The organism is Telluria sp. ZB4P37 (assembly GCF_059685855.1).
Genome location: NZ_JCASID010000007.1, coordinates 119,964 through 140,644 on the forward strand (window position 1 = coordinate 119,964; position 20,681 = coordinate 140,644).

At 65.7% G+C, this 20,681-nt stretch carries 17 protein-coding genes; 3 read left to right on the plus strand and 14 right to left on the minus strand.

Annotation, left to right across the window (positions count from 1 at the left end; translation table 11 throughout):
• Positions 1 to 106: 106 nt before the first annotated feature.
• Both AC56K1_RS13540 and AC56K1_RS13545 read right to left on the minus strand, forming a co-directional pair.
• Positions 107 to 544, minus strand: coding sequence for a hypothetical protein (locus AC56K1_RS13540; protein ID WP_497158355.1), 438 nt, complete (start codon positions 542 to 544; stop codon positions 107 to 109).
• A gap of 97 nt (positions 545 to 641) precedes the next feature.
• Positions 642 to 1,466, minus strand: coding sequence for a porin (locus tag AC56K1_RS13545; protein ID WP_497158356.1), 825 nt, complete (start codon positions 1,464 to 1,466; stop codon positions 642 to 644).
• 372 nt (positions 1,467 to 1,838) lie between these two features.
• Between AC56K1_RS13545 and AC56K1_RS13550 the strand changes: the two genes are divergently transcribed.
• On the plus strand, positions 1,839 to 3,167 hold the full coding sequence (locus tag AC56K1_RS13550) for an alpha-amylase family glycosyl hydrolase (protein WP_497158357.1): 1,329 nt from the start codon (positions 1,839 to 1,841) through the stop codon (positions 3,165 to 3,167).
• 116 nt (positions 3,168 to 3,283) lie between these two features.
• Here the strand turns inward: AC56K1_RS13550 and AC56K1_RS13555 are convergent, their stop codons facing one another.
• The 11 genes from AC56K1_RS13555 to AC56K1_RS13605 all read right to left on the minus strand — a co-directional run bounded on the left by AC56K1_RS13555 (position 3,284) and on the right by AC56K1_RS13605 (position 16,864).
• Positions 3,284 to 4,015: a helix-turn-helix domain-containing protein gene (locus AC56K1_RS13555; protein WP_497158358.1), complete on the minus strand. Its 732-nt coding sequence runs from the start codon at positions 4,013 to 4,015 to the stop codon at positions 3,284 to 3,286.
• A 67-nt stretch (positions 4,016 to 4,082) separates the two neighbouring features.
• Positions 4,083 to 5,777, minus strand: a complete 1,695-nt coding sequence (locus AC56K1_RS13560) for a sensor domain-containing diguanylate cyclase (RefSeq protein ID WP_497158359.1) — start codon at positions 5,775 to 5,777, stop codon at positions 4,083 to 4,085.
• A gap of 180 nt (positions 5,778 to 5,957) precedes the next feature.
• A complete protein-coding gene (locus AC56K1_RS13565; RefSeq protein ID WP_497158360.1) occupies positions 5,958 to 6,605 on the minus strand; it encodes a YitT family protein in 648 nt (215 codons plus the stop codon).
• A gap of 444 nt (positions 6,606 to 7,049) precedes the next feature.
• Entirely contained in the window at positions 7,050 to 9,011 is a 1,962-nt protein-coding gene (locus AC56K1_RS13570) for a TRAP transporter large permease (protein WP_497158361.1), read from the minus strand.
• Positions 9,008 to 9,592, minus strand: coding sequence for a TRAP transporter small permease subunit (locus AC56K1_RS13575; RefSeq protein WP_497158362.1), 585 nt, complete (start codon positions 9,590 to 9,592; stop codon positions 9,008 to 9,010). The genes AC56K1_RS13570 and AC56K1_RS13575 overlap by 4 nt, the downstream gene beginning before the upstream one ends.
• A gap of 266 nt (positions 9,593 to 9,858) precedes the next feature.
• Positions 9,859 to 11,013 (minus strand): TRAP transporter substrate-binding protein, encoded by a 1,155-nt coding sequence (locus tag AC56K1_RS13580; RefSeq protein ID WP_497158363.1) that lies wholly within the window; start codon positions 11,011 to 11,013, stop codon positions 9,859 to 9,861.
• Positions 11,014 to 11,243: 230 nt separating this feature from the next.
• Positions 11,244 to 12,377, minus strand: coding sequence for an FMN-dependent L-lactate dehydrogenase LldD (gene lldD / locus AC56K1_RS13585; RefSeq protein WP_497158364.1), 1,134 nt, complete (start codon positions 12,375 to 12,377; stop codon positions 11,244 to 11,246).
• Positions 12,378 to 12,583: 206 nt separating this feature from the next.
• Entirely contained in the window at positions 12,584 to 14,026 is a 1,443-nt protein-coding gene (locus tag AC56K1_RS13590) for an HD domain-containing phosphohydrolase (protein ID WP_497158365.1), read from the minus strand.
• Positions 14,027 to 14,087: 61 nt separating this feature from the next.
• Positions 14,088 to 15,701: a GMC family oxidoreductase gene (locus AC56K1_RS13595; protein WP_497158366.1), complete on the minus strand. Its 1,614-nt coding sequence runs from the start codon at positions 15,699 to 15,701 to the stop codon at positions 14,088 to 14,090.
• 60 nt (positions 15,702 to 15,761) lie between these two features.
• Entirely contained in the window at positions 15,762 to 16,541 is a 780-nt protein-coding gene (locus AC56K1_RS13600; protein ID WP_497158367.1) for an SDR family oxidoreductase, read from the minus strand.
• Positions 16,538 to 16,864: a nuclear transport factor 2 family protein gene (locus AC56K1_RS13605; RefSeq protein ID WP_497158368.1), complete on the minus strand. Its 327-nt coding sequence runs from the start codon at positions 16,862 to 16,864 to the stop codon at positions 16,538 to 16,540. Before AC56K1_RS13605 ends, AC56K1_RS13600 begins: the two co-directional genes overlap by 4 nt.
• 106 nt (positions 16,865 to 16,970) lie before the next feature.
• On the opposite strand from AC56K1_RS13605, the gene AC56K1_RS13610 reads away from it, so the two are divergent.
• A complete protein-coding gene (locus AC56K1_RS13610; RefSeq protein ID WP_497158369.1) occupies positions 16,971 to 17,891 on the plus strand; it encodes a LysR family transcriptional regulator in 921 nt (306 codons plus the stop codon).
• A 16-nt stretch (positions 17,892 to 17,907) separates the two neighbouring features.
• Here the strand turns inward: AC56K1_RS13610 and AC56K1_RS13615 are convergent, their stop codons facing one another.
• A complete protein-coding gene (locus tag AC56K1_RS13615) occupies positions 17,908 to 18,699 on the minus strand; it encodes an alpha/beta fold hydrolase (protein WP_497158370.1) in 792 nt (263 codons plus the stop codon).
• Positions 18,700 to 18,910: 211 nt separating this feature from the next.
• Here AC56K1_RS13615 and AC56K1_RS13620 point away from each other — a divergent pair, with 211 nt between their 5' ends.
• The gene (locus tag AC56K1_RS13620) at positions 18,911 to 20,647 is read left to right on the plus strand and encodes a class I SAM-dependent methyltransferase (protein ID WP_497158371.1); all 1,737 of its coding nucleotides are present in this window, start codon (positions 18,911 to 18,913) and stop codon (positions 20,645 to 20,647) included.
• Positions 20,648 to 20,681 lie beyond the last annotated feature (34 nt).

Here is a 20,681-nt window from a genome sequence, read left to right on the forward strand (position 1 = left end):
GTCGCATCACATTAGCCCGTAGGGTAGGCGTAAAACAGTCCACCGGACTGTTTTGCCTACCCACGCGTTCAAACCGACAGATCCACCGGCAACAGTTCGACGGATCCTATTTGCGGCCTTCACCCTGTCCGGGCGGCTGGCTCGCCAGGAAGTCGGTGTCTTCCTCGGTCAGCGGCAGGTCGGGGATGGAGATGATCTGGTCGGTGTCGATATCGGCACCATCCCTGGACACCGTATCGCGGCCGGCCGAGGCACGTTCGCCGGTGCCGCCCATGTCGCTGTCGCTCGAGAAATTGGCATCGCCAACGTCAGGGCCGGCGGTGCCGTCGGCGTGGCTCGCTTCCATGTCGGACGTGGTGCCGCCGTCGAAGTCGAGGATCTGGTCGGGGTCGAGCGCATCGGCAAAGCCGGGGCCGCCTACGACGTCGCTGCCGGTATCGGAAATATCGCTCGGGCCCAGGGCGCCGATGCCATGGCCCTTGCCGAGACTGCGGTCCGGGCCTTCCGGGAAGTTGTCCGGATCAAGTGTGCTGCTGCCTGTCATGCTGCCTCCAGAACGTTAATGAGCCATGGTGTCAGGCTACCGTTTTTTGCAACATTGCGTCGCCGCGCACGGCTGGTGAACGCGTCAGGCGCACGGCTCAGAAACCGCGCCGCATCCCGACGTTGATCGCCCCGCCGCCGCCCGCGCGGATGCCGGCGTCCTGCAGGCCGGCGGTATGCCGGATGTGCGAGTAGGCCGCGTAGAAATCCATCCGGCGCGAGACCGCATAGGTGGCGCCAATGGCCAGCTGGCGCGCGTCGCGGTTGGCCGGGTCGCGGTCGTTCTTGCGGATGAAGGAAGCCAGCAGCGTGGTGGCGTGGCCGAGCGGCACGGCGACGCCCGCCAGCACGTCGCGGCTATTGGTCGACAGGGTCGTGGAGATCACGCCGGCGCCGTAGGGATTGTCGGGATTGAACAGCGGCGAGCTGCCCCAGCCGCGGTTGGCGCTGTAGGCGGCGTAGGCCGTGCCCCGGCCGAGCCGCAGGTTGGCGGCGATGATGGAATTCTTGGCCGCCATGCTGATGCCGGTCTGGTCGTAGCGGGTGATCTTGGCCACGTTGCGGTTCTGGTGCGCCGCGCGGATCGTGAACGGGCCGGCGTTGAAGCCGACCGTCATGCCCCAGGCGCGTCCGGAAGGCGAGCCGTCGATGTCGCCCTTGCCCCAGGACGAACCGGCCATGAAATTGCTGTATCTGCCTTCGTACTTGACGCTGTCGTCGGTGCGGCGGGCGCCCGCGGCACCGGTGGCGCTGCCGGCCAGGCCGCCGTGAAAGGGGTCGCCGACGTCGTTCAGTGCCTCGTAGTCGAGCGTGTACTGGCGCCCGACCGTCAGGATCGAGGCTCCGTTTGCGCGCCGGGTTTCGGCTTCCTGCGCCGTTTCCCGCATGAAGATGGCCGGCGCCTCGCTCGGAATATTTCTCACGGCCTGGGCAGGCACGGTCTTGCTGCTGGCTCCAGCAGGCGGCGCACACCCTGTGCTGCAATCAGCTTCTCTGGCGACCCCGGCACTAGCGCTCGCGTCAAGCGCGGCAACATTCTGGGCCGAGGCGCATGCCGCACTCGCTCCGAGTACGGCGCATGCGACGATGGACATCTTCATGGCGTCATTCCCTCTCTGAAGCTCAGTTATCCGCTTCTTCGACGAACTGATCTGTCTAATACCGCACATAAAACAGCACCAGGCAGGTAAAACCGGTGCAGCGTGCATGGCTGAGCAGAACTTTCCCAGCCATGCCTTGTTCTACACCGTAGAATGAGCGGGCACAAGAGGCTTTCACAAAATTCGAGGAGACCGATGAAGACAATTTCCCTTTCCCTGTCCGCCCTGGCGCTGTGCGCCACGCTGGCGCCCCTGCCCTCGCTGGCCCAGCAACCCGCCAAGAGCGCCTCGATGACGCATGCCGCCTGGTCGAGGAACGCGAACATCTACGAAGTCAATATCCGCCAATACACCAAGGAAGGTAGCTTCAACGCTTTCGCCGCCCACCTGCCGCGCCTGCGCAAGATGGGTGTCGACGTTCTGTGGCTGATGCCGGTGCAGCCGATCGGCGTGAAGAACCGCAAGGGCACGCTCGGCAGCTATTACGCAGTACGCGACTACACCGCCGTCAATCCCGAATTCGGCACGATGGACGACTTCAAGCGCCTCGTGAAGCAGGCCCAGGGCCTGGGCATGCGCGTGATCATCGACTGGGTCGCCAACCACACCGCGTTCGACAATCCCTGGACCGTCCAGCACAAGGACTGGTACCTGAAGGATGCGAAGGGCGAGATCTTCCCGGTGACCTACACGGAAGGGGCGGAGCCGGAATACTGGACCGACGTCACGGGCCTGGACTGGAAGCAGCCGGGCCTGTGGAAAGGCATGAGCGACGCGATGGCCTTCTGGGTGCGCGAGGCCGGCATCGACGGCTTCCGCTGCGACGTCGCGGCCAAGGTGCCGACCGCGTTCTGGGAACAGACCCGCGTGGAACTGGAGAGAATCAAGCCGGTCTTCATGCTGGCGGAAGCCTGGCAGCCCGAGCTGCACACCAAGGCCTTCGACATGACCTATGGCTGGGATACGGTGACCATCTTCAAGGACATCGCCAAGGGCAAGGCCGATGCCAAAGCCCTGCGCGCGCTGCTGGAAAAGCCGCCGGTAGCCTATCCGGACCACGCTTACCGCATGCGCTTTACCAGCAATCACGACGAGAACTCCTGGCACGGCAGCGACAAGGAGCATTACGGCCCGGCCTTCAAGGCGATGGCGGTGCTGGCGGCCACGCTGCCGGGCATGCCCCTGATTTACGGCGGCCAGGAAGCGGGCCTGGACAAGCGCATCGAATTCTTCGAGAAGGACCCGATCGAATGGAAGGGCTATCCGCTGGCGCCCTTCTATGCGGGCCTGCTCAAGCTCAAGCACGACAACCGCGCGCTGTGGAACGGGCAGTATGGCGGGCCGGCCGAGGTGCTCGATACCGGCAACGACAAGGTGTTCGCCTTCCGGCGCGAGAAGGATGGCAATCGGGTGCGGGTGACGGTCAATTTGACCGGGGCGCAGCAGCAGTACAGCCTGCCGGGGGGCGGGTCGAAGCGTTCGCTGGGGGCGTGGGAGTATGTGGTTGATGCGGCGGTGAAGTGAGGCGGGTCGCTGCGCTCTGCGGGTTCGAGGGGGCGCAGCGAACTTGGGTTACCGCGAAGGCGGGAACCCAATTTGCACGCGTTGGAGTTTGCCCCACACGCAGCCACGCAAAACCCTCACCTCCTCAACCCCGCAAACACCGCCGGCTCCCACTCGCGCAGCGCCAGCAGCAGCCCGGTCCCGCGCCGCTGCGGCAAGGGCGCAGCCAGGCTCTCGTCGTGCAGCTGCGCGAAGCGCGCGCGTAACTGCCGCAACTCCAGCTGCAGCTTGGCCCGGGCGCTTTCCGTCAGCATCCCGTGCGCGAAGTCCAGCGCATCGCCTTCCCCGCCGAACGTGCTGCCGATGAAATCCGGCATGCCCTGCTCGCGGAAATAGCGGCGGATCGGCCCATCCACCAGCCAGTCGAAATCGCGCGCCACGTTCAGACGGATGCGGTTGCCCGGCAACAGGGTGATCAAGGCCAGCCGGTCCAGGCGCAGCAGCTGCTGCACGCACTCGGCCTCGGTGAGCCGGTAGGCCTGCAGCATCTCGGCCATCGTCCAGTGGTTCAGCGCGCACACCGCCACCAGCAGCAGGCGCGCATCCGAGACCAGCTCGCGCTCCTGGGCGGCCGTGAGGGTGCGCAGCCGCTGCTGCACCTGCCCTGCTTCCTGCGCCAGCTCGGCCAGTGTCAGACCCAGAAGGCTGCAGATCTCGACCAGGCGCTCGAGCGTGAACTGTTCTGTGGCGAACAGCCGCTTGACGCTCGGTTCCGACAGGCCGAGCGCCGCGCCGACGTCGCGGTAGGTTTTGCCCTGCTGTTTGAGCTCGCGCTTGAGCGTGGTGATGAGTTGGGTGATCTCGGACATGCGGCGCCAGTCGAATGGAGGTGCGCCGATGGTAGCAGCCGGGCCGCCCGGCGGGCAAGACGCGATCCTACGCCGATGCCGCCAGCGCGACCCCGTTCTTGCCGGTGCGCTTGACCGCATACATCGCATGGTCGGCGCGCGCCAGCCAGGCATCGAGGTCCGGCTTGTCTTGCGGCGCGTGCAGCGCCACGCCGATGCTGGCGCCCACCGTCACGGTGGCGGTGCGCAGCACGAAGGGTTCCTTCAGTCGCGCCAGCAGCTTGCGCGCGGTGTCCTCGCCGTGCGCAGCGTCGGTCAGCATCTCCAGCACCACGACGAATTCATCGCCGGCCGGGCGCGCCACCATGTCGGTCTTGCGCACGCCCTGCAGCAGGCGCCCGCCGAACTGGCGCAGCAGCTCGTCGCCCTCTTCGTGGCCGTGGTTGTCGTTGACGGCCTTGAAGCCGTCCATGTCGAGGAACAGCAGCGCACTCGGACGTTCCACGCGCCGCGCGCGGCTCATGGTCTCGGGCAGCGCCTCGAGCAGCGCGCGCCGGTTCGGCAGGCCGGTGAGCACGTCGCGCAGCAGCAGCGCCTGCAGCTCGGCGGTGCGCTCGGCCACCGCGGCCTCGAGCCGCCCGTTCAGGGCAATCAGGGCTTCGCGGTGGGTGGTTTCGCTGCGCACCAGGTCGCGCAGGGTGCTCGACAAGATCTGCGCTTCCAGGAAGCCGTCGATCTGCGGAATCGGCGGCTGCTCCTTGCCGGCATCGGTGGCGGCGGTCACGCGCTCGATCGCTTCGCGCAACACCGCCATCGGGCGCGTCAGGCGGCGCGCGAGCACGACTGCGGCGCAGGCCAGCACGAGGCCCAGCAGCGCGCTCCATCCGAGCATGCGCGCCTTCAGGTCGACCGCGCTTTCCAGCGCCTTGTCCTCGGTCTGGCGCACCAGCACGGTCCAGCGCAGCGAGGACGGGTCGAGCATGTCGCCGGTCTGGCTGTAGCCGGTCAGGTAGGCGCGGCCGTCCGGCCAGACTTCGCGCAGCGAGCCGGTCATGCCCTTCTGCGCCAGGCGCAGGCTGGTGGTATTGAGCTTGTGCTCGACCAGCGACTGTGGGCCGAGCATGACGGTGCCGTCGTCGCGGATGACCAGGATCTCAGCCCCGTATTCGCGCAGCGCCGGCGTGAGAAGCGTGCGTGCATGGCGGCGCGCCCAGTCCCAGCTCAGGTGCATGCCCAGCACGCCCACCGTCTTGCCCTTGCCGTCGAGGATGGGGCCGGACACGTCCACGAAGCGCCACGGATCTGGCGTCCTGGGCAGGATTTTTTCGAGCAGGACGGCGGGATGGTAATCGGTGGCGTGCACGCCCTGGATGCCGGCCACGAACCAGGGCCGCTTGCCCACATTGGCGCCTTCCAGCATGCTGCCGGTGGCGGCCGTGACGGCGCCGTCGATGTCGGCAATGCCGATCCAGGCGTAGTCGGGAAAGGTGCCCTGCAGGCTTTCCAGCACGGCGCGCGCTTCTTCGGGATTCTTGGCGTGCCGCACCTGCGGCAGCTGGGTCAGCAGCCTGGCGTCGCCGGTGGCTTGCTCTATCACGCGGTTGAGCGAGTCGCGCATCTGCCAGGACAGCTGCTGCAGGCGCAGCTCGGCTTCCTCGGACGACTGGCGCACGGCGAAGTGATTGACCAGCGTCAGCTGCAAGGCGACGGTCAGGGCCACGGTCGCGCATACCGCCAGGGTCATCAGGCTGGACAGCCGCAGTTTGCCGAAGAAGCTGTTCATGGACGAAAAATTAACTTGAAGAGTTTAATTGTCGCACATTGTAACTAACTTCCTGCCTTGAAATAAATACACACAGGCATCAATTGTTGCCGAACTAGCCATTTTCGGCATGCTTACAACAGGCCACTCGGGTTCGGGCATCGCAGCCCCGCGGACGAAGCGCCACGAGCAAAAAGCGGCTCAGTTGCCGAAGTAGCGGCCCGGGCGATGCCAGGCCATGACCATGCTGCTCATGGCGATTGCGCTAAGGCACGACCAGCCTACCAATTCCGGCGTGACGATCGCCAGCGCTGCCAGCAGGATGACGGCATCGATCAGCACCTGGGTGCGGCCGGCATTGATGGCGTATTTCTTCTGCAGCCAGAGCGTGACAATACCAGTGCCGCCCACGCCGGCGCCATGGCGCGCGAGAGCCAGGATGCCCATGCCGCAGAAAGTTCCGCCACCCAGGGCTGCCAGCATCGGGTTCACGTGTCCGATGACCAGGCCATAGGGCACGAGCTTGAGCATCGTCATGATGAGCACGCTGACCGCGAGCGACTTGATGGTGAAGCGCGCACCCATGAACAGATAGCCGAACAGGAAGAACGGCAGGTTAATAAGCATGAACAGCAGGCCGACCGCATAGCCGGTGGTGTAGGAAAGCAGCAGCGAAATACCCGCCACGCCGCCCGTGATCAGCCCGGCAGCCTGCAGCAGCAGGACGCCCATGACGACAAACAGCACGCCCACGGCAATCCCGTAGAGATCGTCCAGGAAGGAATGCGGCTTGACGGACACCGGACGGTTCGCCTGCACCCGTGACGATGGCAAGGTGCCCTGCATCATCGCACCACCGCTGCAGGCAAGACAGAGGCTCGAACGGCGTCCGTAGCGCGAGGAGAAGACAGGGAGCCGGACAGCAGATGGTAATTCATTTTCCTCATGGTTCTCAGAGTGGCTGCCGCAATGCTGAAGATGGCACGTGCGATAACAAAAGACGGGAACGTGGATGGTACTACCAGGTATATCCACCCATTATTACCCATGTTGCAGCGCAATGTAAGACGACGAAACCGTATGTCGGTCATTCGGAAAACGAATAACCGTGACTGGTGGGGTATGGGATGGGAGTTCGATTCGTGACGTCAAACCAGCTGTGACTCGTAGCGTGGGCGGGTCCTCCCGCCCACGCGGCGATCGCCATCGGCTCCGCTTTGATGCCCGGTGATCTGGCTGATAACGATCACCGCGTGGGCAAAGAATTTGCCCACGCTATGTGTCAGACAGATCTTACTTGTACAACACACCCGGCAGCCACAGGCCGATTGCCGGGAAGGTGTACAACAACACAATCCCCACGACCTGGATCGCCATGAAGGGCAGCATGCCCATGAAGATCTGGTTCAGGGTGACATGCGGCGGCGCCACGCCCTTCAGGTAGAAGGCCGACATCGCCACCGGCGGCGACAGGAAAGCCGTCTGCAGGTTCATCGCTACCAGCAGGCCGAAGAACAGCGGGTCGATATTGAAGTGGGCCAGCAGCGGCACGAAGATCGGCATGAAGATGACGATGATCTCGGTCCATTCGAGCGGCCAGCCGAGCAGGAAGATGATCACCTGCGCCAGCAGCATGAACTGTACCGGCGTCAGGTTCATCCCCAGCACCCAGGCATTGATGATCTCCTGCCCTCCCAGCAGCGCGAAGGCGGCCGAGAAGATGCTCGATCCGACGAACAGCCAGCACACCATGGCCGTGGTCTTGGTGGCCAGGTGGGCCGACTCGCGCAGCAGATTGAAGTTGAAGCGGCGGTAGGCAATCGCCAGGATCAGCCCCCCGAACGCGCCCATCGCCGCCGCCTCGGTGGGCGTGGCCAGCCCGAACACGATGCTTCCCAACACCGCCAGGATCATGATCGCCAGCGGGAACAGGGACCCGAGCAGCATCTTGAAGATCTCGAGCCGCGCGAAGCTGAAGAAGATATAAAACACGAGCATGGCGGCAGCGCCGACCGCCAGCACGATCCAGAAGGTGGTGGAGGCCGGCCTGGCCAGCGGCTCTTGCGCCGGGATGCTAGCCGCGGCCTCCAGCGCCTCGGGGCCAGCGGGGGCGGAAGGCGCGGACACCGTCGGCGGCGTTGCGGCGGCGCCGTCGCCTGGGGGCTCGGCCAGGGCGCCTTCGCTTGGCGGCTCGGCCAGCCCCCCCTCCGCGGGCGGCTCCTGCAAGCCCCCGCTGTCGCCGCTCGACGACGCCTCGACGTCCTGTTGCGCGCCCATCTCGACCAGTTCGGTGGGCGCTGCTACCGGCGCCGTGAGCAGCCGGTAGCTCACGCCCATGACCAGGGCGAAGGCCAGTGCCGGCAGCAAGGCGATGAACAGGTTCGAAACCAGGGTGCGGCTTGGCACGTTCGCGGCGAGCGGCCCCTTGATTGCGCCTACCAGGCCGCGCACCGCGCCCTTGTGGTAGGCGCCGGGAATGGCCTGCGTATAGGCGGGCAGCGCGACGATCCGCTCCGCCGCCGGCAGCGGCGGCGCCCAGGCGGGTTTGAGCTTGGCGACGATCAGCACATAGGCCACGTACAGCCCGGCCAGCATGATCCCCGGGAAGAGCGCGCCTGCATACAGCTTGACCACCGAGACCCCGGCCGTCGCACCGTACACGATCAGGAGCACCGAGGGCGGAATGAGGATACCCAGGCAGCCGCCTGCCGTGATGCAGCCGGCGGACAGCTGGGTGCTGTAGCCGGCCTTGAGCATCGCCGGCAGCGCCAGCAGGCCCATGAGCGTGACCACCGCGCCGACGATGCCGGTGGCGGTGGCGAAGATGGCGCAGGTGACGATGGTGGCCACCGCCAGCGAGCCGGGCACGCGGGCCATGGCGATATGCAGGCTCTTGAACAGCCGCTCGATCAGGTTCGCGCGCTCGACCAGGTAGCCCATGAAGATGAACAGCGGGATCGAGATCAGGACGTCGTTGGCCATCACCGAATACGCGCGCTGCACCATCAGGTCGAGCGTGAGCTGGATCGCCTGGCCCGGGTCACTGCTGTGGAAGGCGAACCACGCGAACATCATGCCCATGCCCATCAGGGTAAAGGCGGTCGGGAAGCCAAGCATGATGGCCACCACCACCAGCGCCAGCATCAGCAGGCCCAGGTGGCCGTTGGTCATGTCGGCGGGCGCCGGCATCAGGATGAACAGGCTGACGACGATCGCCAGCAGGATCGACAGGCCGAACCAGATTTCCTTCCTCATGGCGTTCTCCCCTCGTCCACATGCACCATGGCTTTCAGTTTGTCGACGTCGACTTCTTCGACATCGGGCTCGCGCGGCGGCCAGTCGCCATTGCGCAGGCAGACCACGCAGCGCACGATCTCCACGAAACCCTGCAGCAGCAGCAGGATGCCGGCGAAAGGAATCACCATCTTGAAGGGATACAGCGGCGGGCCGTTGGCGGTGAGCGTGGAATGCTCGCGGATCGCGAACGACTCGGCGGCATAGGTGTAGCCGGCCCAGCACAGGGCGACCACACCGGGAATGAAGAAGACGATGTAGAGCAGCAGGTCCAGCCCGGCCTGGAGGCGCGGCGGGAAGAAGCTGTACAGCACGTCCCCGCGCACGTGGCCGTTCTTGGCCAGCGTGTAGGCGCCAGCCATCATGAAGGCGGCCCCGTACATCATGATCATCAAATCAAACGCCCAGGGGTTGGGCGTGTTCAGCGCATAGCGCGAGAATACTTCCCAGGTGATGAGGAAGGTCAGCGCCACGATCAGCCAGGAGAAGGCCTGGCCCACCAAACTGCTGACCCGGTCGACGAAAAACAAAACGTTCTGCATGAAGCTGCTCCGGTCGCGAGAAACAGCCACCGCGTTTGGTACGGGGTGGCGCATGACTACTCGGGATCTGGTTGAATGTTTGGGTCGCGCACATGCGGGTTTCACACGACGAGTCCCGCGGCCCCTGAACCGTCGTCCCGGCGACGTGCTGAGGGCGCCGGACTCACGTGCGAAGTGCGCGGGATCACGTGCGAAAGGCAAGAGACCCACCTGCGACGCAGATCTCAGCGCAAGTCCCGCCCTATCAATCAGACCCTGCCAAACGCTTACGCCTTCTTGGCCGGCGGTCCCTTGCGACCGAAGTAGTGGTTGTAGGCCATGCGGCGCGGGTTGTTGGTATCCATGTCCCACTTCATCGCGCGCTCGGCGAAGGCGCGCATCGACGCCTCGACTTTCTTGAACAGCGGGTTGTCGGCGCCCTTTTTGGCCACCACCTGGTCCCAGATGGCGAGCTGCTGCTGCAGGATCGCGTCCGGCGTCTTGTAGAACTTGACGCCATCCTTGGCCTGCATGTCGCGGTAGTCCTTCGAATAGCGGTCGACCGCTTTCCACGACATGTCGGACGATGCCGCTTCGACGGCGTTCTCGATGATCGACTTTATCTTGGCCGGCAGCGCGTTGTACTTGGCCTTGTTGAAGGTGATCTCGAAGGTCTCGGAGCTCTGGTGGAAACTTTGCAGCATGCAGACCTTCGACACGTCCGGGAAGCCGAGCAGGCGGTCGGAGCTGGCGTTGTTGAATTCGGCGCCATCGAGCAGGCCGCGGTCCATGGCCGGCACGATCTCGCCGCCCGGCAGCGCATTGACCGCCGCGCCCATGGCCGTGAACAGATCGATCGCGAGGCCGTTGGTGCGGAACTTCATGCCCTTCAGGTCGTCCGCCTTGCTGATCGGCTTCTTGAACCAGCCCAGCGGCTGGGTGGGCATCGGGCCGGTAAGGAAGGACACGACATTGGCGCCGATCCCGTTATACAGTTCCGCCAGCAGCTCCTTGCCGCCGCCGTATTTGTGCCAGGCGAGGACCATGTTGGCATCCATGCCGAAGGCCGGGCCCGAGGTCCATAGCGCGATCGCGCTCTGCTTGCCGTAGTTGTAGCCCATGACGCCATGGCCGCCATCCAGCGTCCCTTTCGAGACCGCGTCCAGCAGGCCGAAGGCGGGAACCACGGCGCCGGCAGGCAGTACCTCGATTTTCAGTTCGCCGCCGGTCATGTCATTGACCTTCTTGGCGAAGTCCAGCGCGTACTCGTGGAAGATGTCCTTGCTCGGCCAGGTGCTCTGGAAGCGCATCTGCTTCGGCGTCTGCGCATTGGCGATCATCGGGAAGGCCAGCGTGGCGCCGGCAGTGCCGGCGGCTGCGTTGCCCAGGAACTTACGACGGCTAGGAACTGACTGCTTCGACTCTTTATCACCCTTTTTCATGCTTATGTCTCCTGTCTAGTTTTTAAATACATGGACTGAATCGATACACGCACAAATTCTGGCTTCGAGAAAAAAGACCCTCCTCGATACGACGCCTGCACATACGTGTGGAGAATGTGCCTGTTTCCTTACGGATTGCTTACGCAGTACATACTCAGCATCTTATCGTTTTAATGTTGTGTCAAGAACATGTTTGCGGGTCACGCCCCGCACGCGGCGCGGAGGCGCATCTAAGGAACCAGCAGGTGGGGGCCGATCTCTTCAACCGACTTCACGCCGGTGAGGACCATGTTGGTGCGCAGGTCCTTTTCCATGATGGCCAGCAGCCGCTCGACGCCGGCCTGGCCCTGCACCGCCAGGGCGTAGACGAAGGCGCGCCCAAGCAGCACGCCATCGGCACCGAGCGCCAGCATGCGGAATACGTCGGTACCGGTGCGCACGCCGCCGTCGGCGAAGATCGTCATCTTGCCCTTCACGGCTTCCGCAATCGACGGCAGCGCCCGGGCAGTGGACAAGGCGCCGTCGAGCTGGCGGCCGCCGTGGTTGGAGACCACGATGCCGTCGGCGCCAAAACCGAGTGCAGCGTAGGCGTCGTCGGCGTCGAGGATGCCTTTCAGGATCAGTTTTCCCTTCCACTCGTCGCGGATCCATTGGAGGTCTTGCCAGGCGATGTCGGGGTCAAAGTTCTCGCCCAGCCAGCCAATGTAGTCTTCCAGGCCGGTGGCGTGACCGCGGTAGGCCGAGATATTCCCGAGGTCGTGCGGGCGGCCATGCAGGCCGACGTCCCAGGCCCAGCGCGGATGCAGCATGGCTTGCATCATGCGGCGCAGCGGACCGTTCGGGCCGCTCATGCCGCTGTGGGCGTCGCGGTAGCGGTTGCCGGGAACGGGCATGTCGACCGTGAAGACCAGGGTGGTCGCGCCCAGTTCCCAGGCGCGCCGCATCACGTCGCGCATGAAGGCGCGGTCTTTCAGGACGTAGAGCTGGAACCAGATGGGTTTGGATGCCTGGGCGGCGACTTCGGACAAGGGGCAGACCGAGACGGTGGACTGGATGAAGGGGATGTTTGTCTTGCACGCTGCCCGTACCGCCTGCACCTCGCCGCGGCGGGCGAACATGCCGGTCAGGCCGATGGGGGCCAGGGCGATGGGTAGGTCGTAGTGTTGGCCGAACCAGTTGGTGGTGAGGTCGAGATGGGACGAGCCGCGTAATACCTTTTGCCGCAGCTTGACTGACTGCAGGTCGTCGACGTTGGCGCGCAGGGTTTGTTCGGCGCCGGCACCGCCGTCCAGGTAGTGAAACAGGAAGGGAGGCAGCCGGCGGCGGGCGGCTTCTCGGAAGTCGGTGGCGGAGGAGATGATCATGGGAAGGTCAATCCTTGAGCAGCCATGTAGGCTGATGGGTGAGAGACGCTGGCCGGCAGCAGGCGGCGCGATCTCGCCGCATCTGTTGGCAGTTTGCATCCTGGTTCGCCAGGTGGAAAGTCACGCGATGTCGACACCCAGCCTGGCGATTTGCGCCGCCACGGTGACGTCCCAATCTTGCAGCCAGTCCGGGCGCAGTCCACATGCTAAATGAACCCGAGCGTCAAGCCTTTGAGCGTTGCAGCCGTCCTGGTCGAGCAATCCAGTTTGCGGAAAATGCTCTCGACATGGGTGCGCACCGTAGAAGGGCTGATCTGTAGCTCGCGCGCCACTTCCTTGTTGCTTTCGCCGAGGCTCAACCGGCGCAGCACGGCCGTCTCGCGCTCGGATAGCAGCGACTTGCGCTTGGCCGCCGTGTCGCCCGCCGCGAGCAGGCTGCCGTCCGCCGCACCCAGCACCGCGTTCACGGCCTGCAGGTCGAACCTGCCCGCTGCCGCTTCTGCAGTCAGCAATGCCGCCGCTTCCGGTGCCGTCAAGGCCGCGCGCCAGGGGCGCGGCATGTGCAGGGCCGCATACGCCGCAGCCGCGGCCAGGATCCGGTGCGGCATGGTGAGCGTGTCGGCATCGAGGTCGCGGTAGTAGCCGCTGCCATCGAGCCGCTCGTAGACATGCGAGGCCAGCGCCGCCTCCGCCCGCAGCGACGGAACCTGGACGCCGGCACGCGCGGTCCAGTAGGGCACCAGGCGCAGCTTCTCCCAGTCTGCCGCATCGAGCTTTCCGCTGCGCTGCCAGATGGCGTTCGGCACGGCCGCGCGGCCGATCCCGTGGATCAGGGCGGCGCGTCCCAGGCAATGCTGCTGCTCCGGCGCCAGGCCCGCCAGCAGCGCAGCGCGCTCGGCCAGCTCGGCGACCCGGCGCGAATAGCCGAGCAGCCAGGGCAGCTTCAGCTCGATCATGTCGGCCACGATGGTCAAGGGCACGCGCGCGGCCAGGGCCGGGACCGGCGCCGGGCAAGGCGGGGCCTCGCCTGCCGCCAGCCACTCCTGTGCGTGCGCGGCCAGCAGACGCACCAGCACGGCCGGATATTTTTTGTCCGAGCGCGCGGCGATCATGCGCAAGGCTTCGTCGATGCCGTGGGCGCGCGCCAGGATGTCGAGGTCCCCTGCCAGGTTGGCGTAGTACACCATGCGCGGAATCTGCGGAGCCTGCAAGCCTTCCGGCATGCCCCCGCCATCATGGTGCTCCCACACGCGCCGCAGCCCGGTTTCGACTTCGATCGGCAGGCCCATTGCCTCGGCGATCGCGCCCGACACTTCGCAATGGATGCGGGCCAGCGGCGCCACGCTGGTAAAGCTCATGCGGGTGCCCGGCGGCAGGGTGTGGGTGAGCATGGCGTCGCGCCCGCCCACGTCGTCGCCCAGCAGGGCGGAAAAGCCGCTGGCGTTGGCGGTGCAGCCTGACCAGCGCAGCAGCGTGACCAGCCGCGCATGGGCGCAGGCGCGTTCTTCCGCGCCATCGGCCAGCGCCAGCCGCTCGGCCAGGCGCGCCGAGCGGATCGAGCCGTCGGTCGGCTGGCCCATGCTCAGGTCGCCCACCATGGCCAGCACCTGGACGGCTTCCTCGACAGTGACAGTGTGATCTAGTTGCATTTTTGCACTGTAATGGAGAAGCACGCGTCGGGCAAGACCGGGCCGCCGGCGCCCGGCCGGCTTACAGTCCGTGCCTGGCCTTGACGAGGTCCGCCGCGCGCTCGCCGATGACCACGCAGGGCGCCATCGTGTTGCCGGTGGTGATGCGCGGCATGATCGAGGCGTCGGCGATGCGCAGCCTGTCGATGCCGTACACCTGCAGGCTCGCGTCGACCACCGACATGGCGTCGCGGCCCATCTTGGCGGTACAGGACTGGTGCCAGTAGGTGACCGCGGCGCTGCGCACCCAGGCCTGCATCTGTTCGCGCCCCAGCTTGCCAGGCATGGCCTCGCCTGTCACCAGTTGCTTAAAGGCGCCGGCATTGCCCAGCGCCCGGCACATCTCGACGCTGGCCAGCGCCGCCCCCATGTCCGCGGGATCGGACAGCGTATTGGCGCGAATGATCATGGCATCGTGCACGCCGGGCCCTGACAGCAGCAGCTCGCCGCGGCTCTTCGGGTGCGCCAGGCCGGCGAACATGGTCCAGCCGTGGGCCGGCACGCCGCGCGCCGCGGTCTCGGCGCTCGGCACCGGGAACTCGACCTGGCAATGCAGCATGTCGGGGGCGTCCAGCGCGGGATTGCTCTTCCAGTACAGCGTCGCTTCGGACCCGCCATTGCCCACCTGCTGGGGCTGGGCATACTCCCAGATGCAGCCGAAGGACACATGGTCCTGGTGGTTCTGGCCCACGCCCGGCAGGTGCTGACGCACGGGGATGCCGTGCCGCCCGAGTTCCTGCTCCGGACCGATCCCCGACTGCATCAGCACCTTGGGCGTGTTCACCGCGCCCAGCGACAGGATCACTTCGCGGCTAGCGCCGAACCAGCGCGGCTGTCCGTCGACCAGGGCCTCGACGCCGGTCACCTGGCGGCCATCGAAGCTCAGCTTCGCCACCAGCGCGCCGGTGAGCACCGTCAGGTTCGGCTGCGCCATGCGCGAGTAGGTGTAGGAGCGGAATACCGACAGTCGTTTGCCGTCGCGGATGCGCAAGTCGTTGATGGCGGCGCCGCCGTCGCCTTCCATCATGGCGCCGTTCGGGCTGTCGAAAGTCGGCACGCCCAGCGAGCGCGCAGCCTCGAGCATGAGGGTGGCGGCGGGCTGCGGCGCGTGCGCCGGCGCCACGTACACCGGCCCGCCCTGCCCGCGCCGTTCGGGATCGCGCGGGCCGTGCCAGTCCTCGATGCGGCGGTAGATCTTCAGGACGGATTCGTAGTTCCAGCCGTCGTCGCCGGCCTGCGCAGCAAAATAATTCCAGTCGCTGCGGTGCCCGCGCGCCCACAGCATCACGTTGATGCTGGAGCCGCCACCGAGCACCCTGCCCATGTTCATCGGCAGCGCGCGGCCGCCCAGGTGCGGATTGGGCTCGGCCATGAAACCCCAGTCGCGCTCGGACCCCAGGTTGAGGGGCCACTGCGCCGGATCGATGACGCTGGCGACCTCGTCGCTGCCGCCCGCCTCCAGCAGCAAGACCTTTACGTCCGGATTGTCGGCCAGGCGCGCCGCGACGACGCAGCCCGACGAGCCTGCGCCGCAGACGATGAAGTCGTAATGGGTATCGAGCGCCGCGCGCAGGGCCGCCTGGTTGCGGCGCACTGCTCCCGCGAAGGCGTGTTCATTGGTTTCGGTGTCGTGCATGTGCTGTTTGTCTCAAGTTGAAAATGCCGCCGCCCGATGGACGGCGGCAGGGTAAAAAAGCTAGACGGTGGGAAGCGTGCCGCCGTCGATCACTAGCTCGGCGCCGTGGATCGACGCTGCCAGCGGCGAGAGCAGGAAGGCCACCAGCTCGGCCACTTCCTCCGGCCTGCCGGGACGCCCGATCGGGATGCCGCCCAGTGAATCCATGAGCTGCTGCATTGCCTCGTCCTCGCTGCCATTGCGGTGCGCCGCCATGCGCCGGACCAGCGCCTGGGCGGCCGTGGTCTCGATGAAGCCCGGTGCGACGCTGTTGACGCGGATGCCGCGCGGCCCGAATTCATTGGCCAGCGATTTGCTGTAGTTGGTCAGCGCCGCCTTGGCGGCGGCATAGGCCACGGTCGACTCGAACAGCGGCAGGCGGCGCTGGATCGACGTTATATGGACGATGGCGCCGCTGCCGCGCTCGAGCATGGCCGGCAGGAAGGCGCGGTCCATCCGCACCGCCGACATCAGGTTGACCTGCAGCGCCGACTCCCACATGGCGTCGCTCAAGGCCAGCGCCCCGCCGCTCGGTGCGGACGACGCCCCGACGTTGTTGACGAGATAATCGAGGTGGCCGAATTCGCACCCCACGACCTCGGCCACATGCGCCGCGCCTTCCGGCGTGCCGATGTCTGCCTCGATGTAGCGCACCGTGGCGACCGGATCCTGCGGCAGGCTGCGCGCCGTCGTGATCACCGAGGCGCCGCGTGCGGCAAGCAGCCGCACGATCGCTTCGCCCATGCCCTTGGTGCCGCCGGTGACCAGCGCATGCTTGCCTGCGAAGGCCGCGCCGCTCATGGCTTGATCTCCAGCGCGGCGATGGCGCCTGCGCGCAGCACGAACTGGAAGTCCAGCTCGATCGGGCTGCCCGGGAAGTTTCCGCGCACGGTGGCGCGCAACAGGTGCGCCTCGTCTGCCATGCTCAGCCCGAGGGGCTTGATCGTGGCCTGGTAGCGCGCGCTGCTTTCGGCAGCCCATTCCTGGATCTGCGCACGGCCCTGGTGCACATGGCCTTCATCGACCACCTTCGCATCCGGATGGAAGCAGGCGGCGACCCGATCGGGGGCCTGCGCGTTGGCGGCGTCGATATAGGCCGAAATGGCCTGCGGTAGTGTGCTCATTGCGGTTCTCCTTAAAAGTTGTGTAACCAGTGTAGGTTCAGGCATCATGTTTAAAAACTAAGGAAATGGACATGCGCTATGAACCAACAGTTCACAATGAGGTGAGATGAGTTCGCTCGATCTGATCCGGCTGTTCCTGGCAGTGGCGGAGGAACGCAGTTTTACCCAGGCCGCCAGGCGCCTGAACATCACCCCGACGGCGGTGAGCAAGGGCGTGCGCGCCCTCGAAAAAAAGCACGGCGTCCAGCTGCTGGTGCGTACGACCCGCAGCGTCTCGCTGACCGAAGCCGGCACCGCGCTGCTGGGCGTGCTCAAGCCGGCCGTGAGCCAGATCGAGCAGGCCTTCTCCGAGCTGGCGCACTACCAGACCCGCCCGTCGGGCCACCTGCGCATCACCGCGCCGCGCAGCTTCGGCTTCCTGCTGGCGCGCTTGCTGGTACCCCGCATGCGCGCGGCTTATCCGGAGGTGAGCTTCGACCTGTCGCTCGACGACGGCCTGGTCGACTTGGTGGCCTCCGGCTACGACGCCGGCATCCGGCTCGGACAGGCGATTGCACAGGACATGGTGGCCATTCGCTTGAGCCGGCCCTTGTCATGGTCGCTCGTGTCCGCCCCCGCCTACTTCCAGCGCGAAGGCATCCCCGCGCATCCCCAGGACCTGCTGCGCCACCGCACGCTGCGCTACCGCTTCTCGACCTCCGGCCTGCTGCCGCCGTGGCGCATGCGCAGCCCCGAGGGCGATGTCCTGCTCGACGCCAAGGCCGCCCTCACTGCCGACGACACCCAGATGCTGGCCGAATGGGCGCGCCAGGGCCTGGGCATCGCCTACCTGCCGGACCTGGAAATCGCCGACGACGTGCGCAGCGGGCGCCTGCAGCGGGTGCTGGAGCAGGACGTGCCCGAGACCTCGGCGCTGTTCCTGTATTTCCCGGTGCGCACCCAGAACCAGCCGAAGATGCGCGCCCTGATCGAACAGGCGAACCGGCTGGCCGAGGAAGGCGCGCTCGATATCCGCTGCGGCGGCTAGGCATTGCCGGATGTGCTTAGCGGGTTGCGGCGACGGCGTCGAGGATCACCTTGGCCACCTCGGCCGGGCGCGACTGCTGCGGCACATGGCTGGCCGGCAGTTCGGTGGTCTTCGCACCGATCTTGGCCGCCATCGCGCGCAGCAGGCCCGGGTCGATCATGCGGTCGCGCGAGCTGACGATGAACCAGGAGGGCTTGGTCTTCCAGGCCGCGACGCTGACCTTGTCGCTGAAGGCCTTGGCCTGGATCGGACCCTGGGTGGCGGTCATGACGGCGGCTTGCGCCTTCGAGACGTCCTGCGCGAAGTCTTCGCGCATCGCCGCTTCCGGCAGGCTCAGGAAGCCTTCGGCGTCGGCAACAAGGCGCTTGATGCCGGGCGCCGTCGGGTAGCCCTCGCCCGTCTCAGCGGTCGATTTGCCGGCATCCGGGGCAAAGGCGGCCACGTACACCAAGCTGCCGACCTTGTCGTGCTGGCCGGCGGCGGTGATCACGGTGCCGCCCCACGAATGCCCCACCAGCACCACCTTGCCCGGCTGGGCCGCGATCGCGCGGCGGGTGGCGGCAACGTCGTCGGCCAGGGAGGTCAGCGGGTTCTGCACCGCGGTGACCTTGATGCCCTTGGCTTGCAGCAGCGGGATGACTTTGGCCCAGTCGGAGCCGTCGGCGAAGGCGCCGTGAACGATCACGACGGAAGGCTTGGCGCTTGGCTCGGCGGGTGCGGCATTTGCGTTCGCGTGGGTTGCGGTGGAGGCAGCGGCGAAGGCGGCGGCGATGGCGATCTGGCGGAGCGTGGTTTTGGTGGCGGTCATGGTGTTCTCCTTCTGGTGTGGTGGGTTAATGAGACCAGTGTAGGGAGATCGGGGATGGGGCGGTATCGGTTGAATGACCGATACGGATGGTGGCCCGGTCCGCGCACAGCATCCCGTGCGACTTACCTGCGATCGCAGACCAGATCGATTGCCCTACAGCAGCACACTTCGGCTTACAATTGATAAGTCGACAAACCATACCGAAGCTCACGTGCAGACCATTCCTCACTACGATCGGAACGCCGAGCAGCTTGTCTCCCAGTACGAATCACTGACTTTCGAACATGTGCACCCTGCCCTGCTGGATCTGCTGCCGGCGCCCGGCGCGACGATTCTGGACGTCGGTGCCGGCTCCGGAAGAGATGCCGCCTGGCTTGCGGCCAAAGGATACGATGTCGTCGCCGTTGAGCCCTCGGAAGCGATGCGCTCCCTTGCGCGCCAACGCCATCGTTCGCCACGCATCCACTGGGTGGCGGACAGCCTGCCAGACTTGGCCCAGGCACGCCGGCTGGGACTTACCTTCGATCTGATCCTGCTCTCAGCGGTCTGGATGCACTTGCCGCCGGCTTCACGCCAGCGTGCCCTGCGAAAACTGGCAACGCTGCTGTCGCCAAATGGACGTATTGCCATCAGCCTTCGCATCGGTCCACCCGATACCGATCGGGCGATGTACGAGGTGACCCTGCCTGAGCTGACGGCGATGGCCCAGCAGTTCGGCCTCAGGCTGGTACGCACCGACGACAGCCCCGACAAGCTGGGCCGGCCAGGCATTTCGTGGACGACTGCGGTCCTTGGGCTACCCGATGATGGCTTGGGCGCACTCCCGCTGCTGCGCCACCTGATCCTCACTGACGGAAAGTCATCGACCTACAAAATTGCACTGCTTCGCATTCTCGCCAGGATCGCCGATACCGCGGCGGGCGCGGCACGCCATGAGTCGGAGTCCGTTGTCCTGCCAATGGGCTTGGTGGCGCTCTTCTGGCTACGCATGTACAAGCCCCTCATCGAGGGCGGGCTCCCTCAGATGCCACCCAACCGGGCCGGAAAAACGCCGGGCTTCGTGACCAATGACTTTACCGGCTTGCGTCCCATTCGCCCAGTGGACCTTCGTGTGGGGATGGCGCTCGACGACGACATGGCGCGGCACCTTCACGGCAGCTTGTGGGATATTTCGAGGCTAATCCGCGAAATGCCGGTCAAGTACCTGCGCTGGCCAGCGAGCAACGAGAACATCTTCCACATTCGGCACCAGCGTCGCACGTCGACACCGTCTAGCCTGCGGATCGATGACGCTTTCCTGTGGAGCTTCGGCGAGTTCCACGTTCCGCTCCAGATCTGGGATGCGCTCAGCCACTACAACGTGTGGGTCGAACCGGTCCTCGTGGCGGAATGGGTTCGCCTGATGGAGTCCTACGCCGGACAGCTCGGCCCAGTGATCAGTCAGACCGCCTATTCCCTGCTTGCGTGGGCAGATCCCGAACGCGACACGAGCTTCGCGCGTGCCGCCGTCGAACGGCTTCGCACCCAAGGCAAGTCCATCTACTGCGTCTGGTCGGGCCAGCGACTGCGGGATGACTACGATATCGATCACTGCTTTCCCTTCGCTGCATGGCCTTGTGGCGACGCCTGGAACCTGTTGCCCGCATCAAAGCGAATCAACAACGAGAAGTCGAACCGCCTGGTGACGCAAATAGCTCTGGAGCGTGCAAGCGACCGGATCACCGAATGGTGGGAAGAAGCGTTCCTGTCAGCGGGAAGCGGTGCGCGCGAACGCTTCTTCCTTGAAGCCGAGCAAACGCTTCCGATGCTGGAGAACTCCGCTTCTCCGATGGAGCTCATCGATGCGATGAAAGTGCAACGCATCCGCCTGGCTAAGGATCAGGGCCTGCGCCCGTGGGAGCCAGTGCCACCCGACAGGAAAATGGCGCCTGACTCTACGTTTGTCTGACTGCACTACCACCGACGAAAAAAAGCCCCAACAA